Origin of the sequence: Aquimarina sp. Aq107, assembly GCF_943733665.1 — a bacterium.
Lineage (GTDB): Bacteria > Bacteroidota > Bacteroidia > Flavobacteriales > Flavobacteriaceae > Aquimarina.
The window spans coordinates 3,325,578-3,338,533 of the sequence record NZ_OX030782.1; the positions used below are offsets into that span (position 1 = coordinate 3,325,578).

Annotated in this window: 11 protein-coding genes; 3 read left to right on the plus strand and 8 right to left on the minus strand. The window is 32.0% G+C overall.

The features are described 5' to 3' along the window. Window positions 1-14 precede the first annotated feature (14 nt). The 4 genes from NMK29_RS14270 to NMK29_RS14285 form a co-directional block, all read right to left on the minus strand. Window positions 15-197, minus strand: coding sequence for an Arc family DNA binding domain-containing protein (locus NMK29_RS14270; RefSeq protein ID WP_108803582.1), 183 nt, complete (start codon window positions 195-197; stop codon window positions 15-17). A 3-nt stretch (window positions 198-200) separates the two neighbouring features. Then, window positions 201-1,055, minus strand: a complete 855-nt coding sequence (locus NMK29_RS14275) for an SPFH domain-containing protein (RefSeq protein ID WP_108803581.1) — start codon at window positions 1,053-1,055, stop codon at window positions 201-203. A gap of 171 nt (window positions 1,056-1,226) precedes the next feature. Beyond that, window positions 1,227-1,658, minus strand: a complete 432-nt coding sequence (locus tag NMK29_RS14280) for an Hsp20/alpha crystallin family protein (RefSeq protein ID WP_108803580.1) — start codon at window positions 1,656-1,658, stop codon at window positions 1,227-1,229. A 199-nt stretch (window positions 1,659-1,857) separates the two neighbouring features. Beyond that, window positions 1,858-2,259 (minus strand): hypothetical protein, encoded by a 402-nt coding sequence (locus tag NMK29_RS14285; protein ID WP_027392266.1) that lies wholly within the window; start codon window positions 2,257-2,259, stop codon window positions 1,858-1,860. A gap of 105 nt (window positions 2,260-2,364) precedes the next feature. Between NMK29_RS14285 and NMK29_RS14290 the strand changes: the two genes are divergently transcribed. Then, entirely contained in the window at window positions 2,365-2,631 is a 267-nt protein-coding gene (locus NMK29_RS14290; protein WP_027392267.1) for a DUF1456 family protein, read from the plus strand. A gap of 77 nt (window positions 2,632-2,708) precedes the next feature. Beyond that, the gene (locus NMK29_RS14295) at window positions 2,709-4,316 is read left to right on the plus strand and encodes a class I SAM-dependent methyltransferase (protein WP_108803579.1); all 1,608 of its coding nucleotides are present in this window, start codon (window positions 2,709-2,711) and stop codon (window positions 4,314-4,316) included. A gap of 59 nt (window positions 4,317-4,375) precedes the next feature. Here the strand turns inward: NMK29_RS14295 and NMK29_RS14300 are convergent, their stop codons facing one another. Next, the gene (locus tag NMK29_RS14300; protein ID WP_108803578.1) at window positions 4,376-4,708 is read right to left on the minus strand and encodes a hypothetical protein; all 333 of its coding nucleotides are present in this window, start codon (window positions 4,706-4,708) and stop codon (window positions 4,376-4,378) included. A gap of 319 nt (window positions 4,709-5,027) precedes the next feature. Here NMK29_RS14300 and NMK29_RS14305 point away from each other — a divergent pair, with 319 nt between their 5' ends. Then, complete coding sequence (locus NMK29_RS14305; RefSeq protein ID WP_108803577.1) at window positions 5,028-8,276, plus strand: S41 family peptidase; 3,249 nt, start codon at window positions 5,028-5,030, stop codon at window positions 8,274-8,276. Between the two features lie 257 nt (window positions 8,277-8,533). Here NMK29_RS14305 and NMK29_RS14310 read toward each other — a convergent pair whose 3' ends face one another. From NMK29_RS14310 to NMK29_RS14320, 3 genes are all read right to left on the minus strand, one after another. Further along, window positions 8,534-9,046 carry a PAS domain-containing protein gene (locus NMK29_RS14310; protein ID WP_108803576.1) on the minus strand — a complete coding sequence of 171 codons (513 nt, stop codon included), beginning with the start codon at window positions 9,044-9,046 and terminating at the stop codon, window positions 8,534-8,536. Window positions 9,047-9,142: 96 nt separating this feature from the next. Continuing rightward, a complete protein-coding gene (locus NMK29_RS14315) occupies window positions 9,143-11,614 on the minus strand; it encodes a TonB-dependent receptor domain-containing protein (protein WP_108803575.1) in 2,472 nt (823 codons plus the stop codon). Beyond that, the gene (locus NMK29_RS14320) at window positions 11,595-12,956 is read right to left on the minus strand and encodes an HTTM domain-containing protein (protein ID WP_108803574.1); all 1,362 of its coding nucleotides are present in this window, start codon (window positions 12,954-12,956) and stop codon (window positions 11,595-11,597) included. Before NMK29_RS14320 ends, NMK29_RS14315 begins: the two co-directional genes overlap by 20 nt.

Genomic DNA, 12,956 nt, shown 5'->3' on the forward strand with positions numbered 1-12,956 from the left:
AATTATGTTATTTTCTATTCCTTTTCGGAATTATCATCTTTTTTTATTGGTTTAAGTCGCTTGGCATCTTTAAGACTTTTAGAAATCATCCATTCTAACTGACCGTTAACACTACGGAATTCATCATCTGCCCATTTTTCTATTAACTTAAAAGTTTCTGGGGATATCCTAAGGACAAATGATTTTTTCTTACTCATAAATTACGAATGTAGTGTTCCTGTATTAATAACAGGAGTCGCCTCCTTATCACCGCACAAAACTACCATTAAATTACTAACCATAGAAGCTTTTTTATCCTCATCGAAATCAATTATTTCGTCCTGAGATAATTTTAACAATGCATCTTCTACCATCCCTACAGCTCCTTCAACTATTTTTTTACGTGCCGCTACTATGGCTACAGCTTGTTGCCTTTTTAACATGGAACTTGCAATTTCTGGAGCATATGCTAAATATCCTATTCTAGCTTCCATAACCTCTATCCCTGCAATAGCCAAGCGTTCTGTAATTTCACTTTCTAAAGCTTCATTTACCTCATCCATACCGGATAAGAGAGTTACTTCTACTTGTCCCTCTGCAAAATTATCATATGGATATGAACCTGCTAATTTCCTTACTGCAGCATCTGTTTGTACTCTTACAAAGTCCTCATAATGATCTACATCAAAAGCAGCTTTATAAGTATCATTAACTTTCCAAACCAAAATCACATTTATCAAAATAGGATTTCCTATTTTATCATTAACTTTTACTCGTTCGCTATAAAAATTTCTAGCTCTTAAAGAAATTCTTTGTTTCGAATAAAAAGGGTTAGCCCATAGAAAACCATTTTCCTTTACCGTTCCCTTATACGCTCCAAAAAGCACCATTACTTTAGAACTATTGGGGTTTACAATAAAAAAACCTTTGATTACCAAGACAATAACTACTATTAAAGTCAGAAATAGAGGATTTTTTGTCACGACCATACCTGTAACAACTCCTACTATTAACAATAGTAATACCATCAACATCATGTAACCATTACTCGTCTTTATGTTTTTTTCTTGTTTCATAATAATATCATTTTGATATCACAATGATACGAAAAATTTTCGTAATTATAAAATCTCACAAAAATTAAGCGAAGATTGATTACTAACATTTCTTTTTCAATCATAAAAAACGCCCTTGATATAAGGGCGTTTTCGTAACATTAACTAACTAACTCAAATCTCAAAAACAACTTATGAAATTTCTATTAAACGTTTAGGCTGTACCTTTGCCTCTTCTTTTTTAGGAAGTTTTACTAACAATACTCCATTATCATAAGAAGCTAAAATATCTGCTATATTTACCGTATCTGGTAAATTAAATGATCGCTTAAATGTTTGATAACTAAACTCTTTTCTTGTATAATTATCTTTTTCGTCTTTAGTCTCATTTTTAGTTTCAGAAGAGATCGTCAATACATCATTATCTAATTCAATATTAAAATCTTCTTTTACTAAACCTGGTGCAGCCAATTCAATAATAAAATCATTATCGCTTTCTTTTACATTTACTGCTGGAGTATTAAAACCTATTTTGTGTTCATTGGTGATACCACCAAACCAATCCGTATTAAATATATCGTCGAAAATAAGTGGTAATCTGTCTGTTCTTTTAATTAAACTCATTGTATTTATTTTTTAAAGTTATTCTTGATTTAAATTCAATGAGTATATAGCAATTAGAGTTCCATTAGTATTTTAGCGCCATTTTGTCATTTTTACATTTAAAAATAATGACAAAATGACAATATACTGTGACAAAATCACAAAAAAAAACCTTCAGAGGATATCTGAAGGTTATATTTATTATGATTAATTTTCTTCTTTAGTTATAAAACCTAGTAAAAATCTCTATTAAATCCTTTGGAGGTATTACTTTATTGGGATATTTATGCATTTCTTTTAAAACAGTATCAACTGCCTCTTGTCTTAACCCCATATGCAAGCCCATTTCTTTGATTTTATCTACTTCCGAAAGAGCTGCTTCTTGATCCACATTCATCAACAACACTAATCTATGAAACTGAAGTATTCTTTGAGATTCTGGTTGTAGGTTTCGTTTCTCAGCACTATTTCTTACTAAATAACCTATCTCTTCTTCTGATATCTCTAATTGAGAAGCTACAGCTAAAATAAAATTATATTCTTCATCTTTTATTTTTTTATCAGCCTTAGCAAAATCAATCATTTCTGATAACAAACTTAATTTCTCTTCCTTACTATACATATTTTACTACATAATTTAAAAATGCAAATATCTTATAAACATATTTGTTTTGGAACATAAAGGATATTTTTTTCTTGAAGTCAATTAAAAAAGTACCTTTGTCCTATGGGATTAACAAATAATGATATTTTCAAAAAATTACGAGTAGCTCATAAACTGCGAGATGATGAAATTGTAAAAATTTGTTCTTTAGTAGATTTTAAAGTAACAAAGAGCGAACTCGGTGCAATTTTCAGAAATGAAAATCATCCTAAATATATGGAATGCGGAGATCAAATTCTTCGTAATTTTCTTAATGGACTTGTAATTCATTTAAGAGGACCAATGCCTGAAAAAAAAGACAAAAAGCAAACAGCTAACAAAAAATCTTAAAAAAACTTCGGAAATAAATGCTTAATTTGGTGAACCATTGAACTAAATCAGTTGACAACCAATTTAATTAAGTATCTATGCTCACAAAAGAGGAAAAGCAAAAATTCCGAGAAGAATTATTCAGACATTTAGATGGTATAACCGTTGCTCCTGTTGCCTATTCACTCTTAAAAAAACAAATAACTGATTACATTGTTACTAAGAAAAGTGTATCCGTTTCTGAAATCATAGAAGAATTTGGAGGAAATGCTGGATATATAAATGTAGCACTCAGACTGCTTTCTTCCCAAGGTTGGTTGATTTATGAAGTTAAGCAAAATAAGATCAAAGTATCCTTAAATGAATATACAAAAATAGCATTTGATTATTTCCATTTATACGAAGGCGTTGTTGATCTTTTAGAATACTCTGGAAAATTCCATCCTAGAAAATTCGAATTAGAGCCATTTCATAAATTAGAAAAATTAATTACTCAGTATAAAAACTCATTTAACCTTTCTTTTTCCGAAAATGATATTGCAAATAGAATACAGCATCAAATCTTAAAACATATCGAAGGGATTTTAGTAGGCCCAACTATTGTGCATCTTGGAATGGGTGGAATGTTTCATAAATATTTTATGGAAGCATCTTTTAGCGCAGATGAATATCACAAGTTTCCTACAAGTTTTGATACGATCCTTTCGTTTTTAAGTAATTTAGGGTGGTTTAGCAAAAATAACGACAACTACACTTTTACTGACAAAGGGTTGTTTTTCGCTAAAAGAGCAACAGCATATGGTGTAACAGTTTCTTACATCCCAATGTTTAGACAGATGAATCAATTATTATTTGGTGATCCAAACGTTTTATGGAACACTGAGAAAAGTTCTGACGAATCCCATGTAGACCGCGAAATGAATGTATGGGGCAGCGGAGGAGCTCACACCACCTACTTTAAAAAAATTGATGAAATTATTATTAGTCTATTCAATAAACCTTTAGAAGAACAACCCAAAGGGATTCTTGATATGGGTTGCGGAAATGGAGCATTTCTTATTCATCTTTTCGAAATCATTGAATCAAAAACATTAAGAGGTAAACACCTAGATGACCATCCTTTATTTTTAGTTGGTGCAGATTATAATAAAGCAGCACTAAAAGTTACAAGAGCAAATTTAATTCAAGCAGATATCTGGGCAAAAGTTATTTGGGGTGATATTAGCGATCCTGATCTTCTCGAAAACGATTTAAAAGAAAATCACAAAATTGAACTAAAAGATCTTTTATCTGTTAGAACTTTTCTAGATCATAACAGAATATGGAGTGAACCAATATCTACATTAAATACGTCTAGTGAATCTACAGGGGCTTTTGCATATAGAGGAAAGTTACTACAAAATGATGATGTAGAACGTAATCTAAAGGATCATTTTAAAAAATGGGAACCACATATTGCTAAATTTGGTTTAATCGTTATAGAATTACATACTGTACCTCCAGACATAGTCTCTAATAATATCGGAAGCACAGCGGCTACAGCTTATGATGCCACCCATGGATTTTCTGATCAATATATTTTAGAAATCAATTCCTTCCTTAAAGTTATCGAAGAAGTAGGATTACAAAGCGATCCAAACCATTTTTCTAAATTCCCGAATTCTGAATTGGCAACCGTAAGTATACACTATATTACAGGAAAGTAAACGCATAAAAAAATCCTGGTTGATGAATCCAGGATTTTCTATTTCTTTACTCTTATACCTTAAGAGGCAACAACCCTCACTGGCATCGTATAAAATTTAACTCCAGTGCGTGGTTTAGCTTCTATCTTTTGATAATTTAGCCTGTTTTTAATGTAACCTTTAATGACATCGCTATCAGAGTTAACAGAAAGGACTACAATTTCACCTTCATCGTTTAAAGTAAAAGTAACACTAGCCTCAATCTCATCTTCTATTTTAAAAGAAGGCTTTTTTAATAATTCTTTAATTTCCTGCGTGAAATTAGTTTCTGACTCTGTTGGTTTTGTACTTGCAGTTGCAACACTACTGATTGCAAAAGCTGCTGCTAACAGCATAACATTTAATTTTTTCATTCTATTCGTTTTTATTGATTTATGCTTATAAGACTACTAGGCATCAAAGATTGTTACATCCCAAAAACATCTTTAACAACAGATTAACAAACTAACAAACAATAGTTTGCGGAATTTATAATTAAGTAAAAACTTAAGCATCTTGAGGTTAAACAACTACTATATTGGTTCCCAACATTAATCTTCACACATCCTTGTATAGCACTTAAAAGATCGAGAACTATATTATTTTAAAATATGATTAACAGAATCCAATTCGTAAAAACTTAATTTCATCAATTAAATAAAAACACATAAATCTTCATCAATCAAAAAGATCATGAAAAAATTAAACACTACTCTTTATGGAATACTGTTTTTTACAGTTTTGTATTCTATTAAATCTTATGCTACAGATCCTATTAATACCAGAATGTTGCATACCCCAGCGATCAGCCAATCACATATTGCTTTTATTTATGCAGAAGATCTTTGGATAGCTAAATCGGATGGTACTCAACCCCGTAGACTAACGATAGATGAAGGAATAGAATCTAACCCTATTTTTTCTCCCGATGGTAAGTTAATTGCCTTTAGCGCAGAGTATGATGGAAATGTTGATGTTTTTACCATTCCGGTAGAAGGAGGGATTCCTAAAAGATTAACCTGGCACCCTATGAGGGATACTACTTTGGGGTTTTCTCCTGATGGCAACTCGGTACTTTTTAACTCACAAAGAGCTATTCATACCAATCGATATTCTAAGCTTTATCAAGTATCTATTAATGGTGGTTTCCCAACAGAGCTAGAAATACCTAATGCTTGGCATGCTACATATTCTCCAGATGGAAAGTATATGGCTTATACACCAATAAGAGAACGTTTCCATCAATGGAAAAACTATCGAGGAGGTACAACAGCAAACATATGGTTGTTCTCGTTTGGAGATAAATCAATTATAAAAATTCCGCAACCTAAGGGAGGAAGTAATGATGTACAACCTATGTGGAAAGATAATACCATATTCTTCTTAAGTGACCGTAGCGGAGAATTTAACCTATTTTCTTATGACATAAACTCAAAAACAATAGAACAACTTACTCAATTTGATAAGTTCCCTATTACAAATGCTGATTTAGGGAGTAATAAAATAATTTTTGAACAAGCCGGTTACCTTCATACATATGATATCAGTGCAAAAACGAGTACTAAACTAACTATAGGCATTGCTACAGATCTCTTGGAATTACGTGATAGGTATGTAAAAAGTTCACGATACGTGCGCTCCGCTGATATATCGCCTTCGGGAAAAAGAGCAGTTTTTGATTACAGAGGAGAAATTATAACCGTTCCTGAAAACAAAGGAGATTCTAGAAACTTAACCCAAAGCCCGGGAAGTCATGAAAAATATCCTTCTTGGTCTCCTGACGGAAAAAACATTGCTTATTTTTCTGATGGTTCTGGAGAATATGAATTACATATTAAATCGCAAGATGGGAAAGGAAATTCTCGAAAATTTAAAATCCCAGGCACAGGTTTTTACGCTTACACCAATTGGTCACCAGATAGTAAAAAAATTAGCTTTTCTGACAATGGTAGAAATTTATATATTTTAGATATCGATTCTAAAAAAGTTTCTAAAGTTGCCAATGATGAATACTATGTCCCAGGAGCTTTTAGAAATATTTTTGGAGATTGGTCTCATGACTCTAAATGGATTGTGTATTCAAAAATCATAGATTCTAACTTTGAGCAAGTATTCTTATACAATATACTAGAATCAAAATCATACCCTATAAGTGATGGATTAAGTAATGCCACCAATCCTGTTTTTGATCCAAGTGGGGATTATATTTATTTCTTTGCCTCTACTGATGCTGGACCTGTTGTTAACTGGTTTGATCAGTCTAACCAAGATATGACAGCTAGCAACTCCATTTATCTCGCTACACTCAGAAAAGATATCATCTCTCCTTTTGCTAAAGAAAGTGATGAAGAAGAACCTAAAGAAAAAGATGAGTCTACAGAAGAGGAAGATTCTAATAAATCCGTGCAAATTGATATTGATGGAATACAAAATAGAATCATTGACATTCCTATAAAAGCCGGTAGCTATCGTGAATTAAATTCAGGGCAAGCAAATAAGATTTTATATATTTCCTCAAACTCTTCAGACCGTTCAATTCCTTCATCACTACACGAATATGATTTAAACGAACGTAAGGACACTAAGGTTATGGAATTAGATAATTATGTTATTTCTTCTAATGCCAAGAAAATGCTTTATCAAAAGGATAATAGATGGGGGATTACCGATTTAGCCAAAAAACCAAAGGCCGGAAAAGGAATCTTAAAAGTTAGCGAAATAGAGGTAAAAATGAGCCCAACAAAGGAATGGGAAAACATTTTCGAAGAAGCATGGCGGATCAATCGTGACTATTTTTATGACCCAGGAATGCACGGTTCGGATTGGAAAGGAATGAAAAAGAAATATCAACAGTTCTTACCTCATCTTTCCTGCAGAAATGACCTTAACAGAGTTATACAATGGATGTGTAGCGAATTATCTGTAGGTCATCATAGACTACAAGGAGGTGGAGAAAGACTGAATACACCCGAAAGAATTCCCGGAGGTCTTCTTGGAGCAGATTACGAAATAACAAACAATAGGTATCGATTTAAGAAAATTTATGGAGGATTAAATTGGACTCCTGATTTAAGATCACCACTAACTGAGCCTGGTGTTTTAGTAAATAAGGGCGATTACTTATTAGCTGTAAACGGAACAAACATCGAAGGTACCATGAACCTTTTTAGTGCTTTTGAGAATACTGCAAATAAAATTACCGAAATTACCATAAGTCCTAATAACTCATATAAAAATTCTAGAGTCGTAAAAGTAACGCCTATAACTAGTGAGTATCGATTACGTAATCGAGATTGGGTTGAAGGAAATCTAAAAAAAGTACACGAAGCTACTAATGGTCAAGTAGCGTATGTATATGTTCCAAATACCGCTGGTGCTGGTCACGAGTATTTTAAAAGATATTTCTTCCCACAAGCCAATAAAAAAGCGATTATTATTGATGAGCGTTTTAATGGAGGTGGTCAGATAGCAGATTATTATATCAATTTATTATTAAACCCTTATCAATCTCATTGGAATTTCAGATATGGAAAAGATCTAAAAACACCAAGTGCCTCTATTCAAGGACCTAAAGTAATGATCATTGATGAAACTGCTGGATCTGGTGGAGATATGTTACCATGGATGTTTAGAAAATTTAAAGTAGGACAAATGGTAGGTAAACGAACTTGGGGAGGTTTAGTTGGAGTTTTAGGATTTCCAGAATTCATTGATGGTGCCAGTGTTACCGCCCCAAATGTTGCAATTTGGACAGAAGATGGTTTCATTGTAGAAAATGTTGGTGTAGCGCCAGACATAGAAGTAGATCAATTACCGTCTGAAGTAATTAAGGGAAAGGATCCCCAATTAGAAAAAGCAATAGAAATAGTCTTGAAGGAACTGAAAAACAATCCACCTAAAGAACACAAAAGACCTCCATATCCTAAAAGAGCCAAAAATTAAATACAGCAATGTATTTACTAAAATAAAGGTAAAGGATAGAAACAAAGGTTAGAAAAATAATCCACATATTCCGAAATTACCATAGTAAAACCAATAGGCAATGTATCAAGAATAAAACAATTTCAATAAATCCTATTCTTGATACATTGTTTTATTAAATACAAATAGTGGAAAAATCAACATTAACTCTATTAACTGAGAGAATAATTGTTTCAGCAACTATTTTTATTTGAAATCAAAAAAGCTTGCTGAAAGATTTAGGCAGCTTGTTCAAAAGCTATATAGTTAATTAATTTTCCTTTTTTGTCTCTTACAGGAAAACCTTTAATATGACATAGATAAGTAGATCTATCTTTTTTATAATTAACAATAGAAACTTCGAATGGTTCTTGATTATCAATTGCAGCTCTAATAATCTTGGATGTTTTTAGATCTGTTTGCTCACCTTGAAACATTTTTGGAGAATTACCTACAACTTCTTGCGGCGTGTATCCACTCATTTTTTCGATATTACGAGTAGCATAGACTATTTTAAGATCTGCATTAGTAATAACTATAACGGATTTTTTATGAACAAGTTCGTTATGGTATACATTTTCGAAATCCCACTTTTTGGTTATTTTATTTAAAGAATCAAGATCATTCTTAAAATTATTCAAAAACCAATTATGTTCTCCATAGAATTCCCAACTAGACAACGGAAGTACTAATGCAGAAATCGAATTGTAATATTCTGCCATCATTGTATCATAACCCTCAAACTCTTTCATAATGCGTGTTTTGAGCAAATTTATAGATTAAAACTAAAACCATAGATTGAACAAAAGTTAATTATACAAGTAAACAAAAGTTAAATTTTATCCTTATTACCACTTAAATTGCAATGTAGCATACCAAGTTAAAGGATCAGATGGTATAATTCCGGGGCCTGGATATCCTGTAGCTCTTTGTGTAAAATAACTTTCATCTAAAAGATTATTAACTCCTGTTTCTAATTTAAACTTCTTATAGGTATAAGAAAAAGATACATCTAAAATAGAATAAGATGGTATCTCACCAATGATACCATTTCTATTATCTCCATCCAATGCTACAGAAGCATTAGAAACATCAGTAAATTGCTCAGAAAGATATGTGTATTGAATGTCTGCTAGAAAGTTCTTATAACCAAATTTAAGTCCAGTTTTTAAGTTAATTTCTGGTATAAACTCTACTTTGTTTCCTTCTACTCCCGAAAGATCAGACGATGTATATTCTGAACTGGTAAAAGAAGCATTAGCAAAAAGATTTAATCTATAATTTTCATTATCTCCAGAAAATGTATTCCAAATATTCCAATCCACAAAACTCTCTACCCCATAAATAAATGCATCTCCGATATTTCCTCTTACGCGTTCAGCCCTATCATTAAAAACAATGCCTATTCTATCATCATACACTAGTCCAAAAACACTCACATCATATGACAACATATTGTTTAGTCTGCCTCTTACTCCAATATCCGCGGTAAAGCCTTCTTCATCTCCTATGTTCGGGTCAACTCTAAAGGTGGGACTTACTACTCTTATATCACTAAAAGTAATAGATCTATAGTTTTGTGAAACATTCACATAAGTTTCTAGAGAATTATTAAGTTTATAACTAGACCCAATTCCGAAAAGAAAAAAGGATCGATCCAATTCTCTATTATCCGTCTCTATATTATTAGCAATTGGATTACCAGCATTATCAAATACTACATTATTAAAAGTTCCTTCACTCTCTGTTTTAATATATTCAAATCTAAATCCTGGAGTAACAGAAAACTTCTCTGATAGTTTGAAAATATTTTCTCCAAAAATAGCGAGGTTAACATTAGGAAAATCAAAAGAAGATTGATTAGGGTAATCAGGAAAAGCCTCATCCTGAAAGTTAAAATCAGGTCCTGATCCAAGACCTCCTGATCCTTGTCTAGAATCATTGGATGCTTTATAAAACTTGGAACCAATAAGAAAAACAGACTCCTTATCCAACAAATCATATCTAGTAAGCAATCTTGCCTCTGCTCCCCAATTTCTAAAATTATCAACAATAAGATCTCTAGAATTCACAAAATTACCAGATCCATCTACTTCATCAACATCTGTAATAGGGTTTGTATTGAGACTACCAGGAATTCCTCTAAAACCTACTGCAGATCTAGAAGCATCCAAACCAAATAGATTAAGACTAAAATCTGTATTGTCAGAAAACTCATGTTCTAGTTTCAAAGAAAATAATTTCCAATTTACATCAAACCAATTTCTAGTTCTATTACTAAATGTAGGATCTATATTAAATTGTGTATCTGTTAAACCACCAGGTTGTTTAGCCAAATAATCCAAATAGGTAAACTCCCCGATCAACTTAGTTCGATCCGATAATTGATACCCCAAATGAACATAAGCATTCTTAGAATCAAATTCGGAGTTAGCTCTAAACCCATCACCTTTCTTATAATTGAAATAAGTATAATAACTAAATTTACCAACGGTACCTCCTAAACTATTGAAACTGGTAAAAAGATTATAGGAACCTAACGTTTGACGAGATACTAATTCTATTTTTTTATTTGGATTTGGTCTTTTCATTTTAAAATTTAACAAACCTCCAAACTGTGTTCCATATTGTAATGAAGCAGCTCCTCGCACAACTTGTATTTCTTCAATAGCTTCTGCAGGTGGTGTATAGTAACTTTCTGGATAACCTAATACATCAGCACTAATATCATATCCGTTCTGACGGGTATTAAAATTTGCTGTACGATTAGGGTCCAAACCTCTACCTCCTATATTAAGTTGTAATCCACCTGTACTATTCTCATAAATGTTTAATCCAGCAACCTGCGCATAAATTTGCCTCGCATTATTAGAAGCTAAATTACCTTGAACATTGCTTAATAAAACTACCTCACTTTTTTTACCTGCATATATCGCAGTTCCTTCTACAGGTTTTAAACGTTTAAGTCCAAATACTTTTTCTCTTCGTTGTGTTACCACAACTTCAGACAGCTCTTCTCCTAATGTTTTTAGAACAAAATTCACTTCTAGATCCTTATCTACCTTTACTTGTCGCTCCAAAATTTCATAATCAAAGCTAAAAACAGATAAATAGTAGTCACCTTGCTCCACATCCATAAATTCGAAACTACCATCTCCTCTTGTAATTGTTTGTTCTCCAGTAGATCTATTATATACCTCGGCACCTTGAATTGGTCGATTATTTTCATTTACAACAATCCCCTTAATCTTGTATTGCGCCGATACAACTGTAGTTAATAGTAAAAAAAACACAACTACTTTACAATCCCTTAATCTCATCCTTAAATGGAATAATCCACGTTTTATGTTTAAATGACTCTTTTTGTTTTCCAAGATCCACTTTGGGATCAATATATTGACTACTTAATCTACCATTAAGCGCCACATAACTTTCTACAAATACCTGTACATTCTGATGCCCCTGTTTTTCAAAATGTTTTTTTAAGTAGTTTGCATACTCTAATATAAAATCTGGCTGTGTTGCCATTTGTTTTTGCTGAAAAGGAGTTAAAAAATCATCATTATCAACATAAAATCGTTTTCCAGTTTTTTGATCCACGATTTTAAAATTAGCGTAACCTGCCTTTTCCATTAACATCACCCGCCAAGAGAAACGATAGCCCTCTTCTGTCCAAAACAATTCTCCGGGATATAACATATACCGAAACGGCAAAAGTAATTGAATCACAAAAAAAACTCCCATTATCGACACAATAATTTTTGTCCTTAAAGATCTTATAATTAAAGTTCTATTAGTATCAAAACCTATTTTCTTAATATTACATATTCTTGAAATAAATTGTAATATCTTATGATGTATATTTCCATCAAAAAATATCAATGCACTCACAATCATCACATATGGAAACATCCCTATTGGAAAAAGAACTCTGGTCAAAACATGGAATACAACTACCATTATAAAGGCAAAAACTCTAGTCTTTCTAAATAGCAACAAAAATGGAATTGTTAAATCATAAATCGCACCAGTATAACTAAATGCATAATGCACCCACTCCTGCTGCATTAAACCACCTATTAAAGGAATATCATATTTAGAAGGTAACCAAATTTTAAGCGGCATTGCATTTAATAACCAATCCGAATTAAGCTTTGCAAGACCCGCGTAGAAATAAACTATTCCAATAAGTAACTTAAGTGTATCAATTGTCCAAACTGGAATTTTCTGAAAGGATATCCCTCGCACCTTAGCATCTAACGAATAATAAGCGTTAGCCGGCAAAAAGATTAATAAAAAACTTAGAATACTAATAAAATAGTAATGATTAAGATACGTAGTCTTATCCATCAATTCTATGTACGTAAAACTTAAAAAAAATACTATGATTGCAATTCTATATTTATATCCAATCATAACAAGTAGCGCAGAAACAGCACATACAATAAAAATCAAGTATGTGTAACTTCCAATAGGTTTAATAAAATCAAACCCATAATACGAGAAGAAAAAAGTTGGTTGAACATATAATTTATCTATCCAACCATAACTCCAAAAACGAATAATACTAACGAACATCATTAAACCAAAAAAAATACGAAAGACTGCAAGTGGTGCAGCCTCTGTATTTTTTTTAAGATATTCGTTTAGTTGAAATTTCAT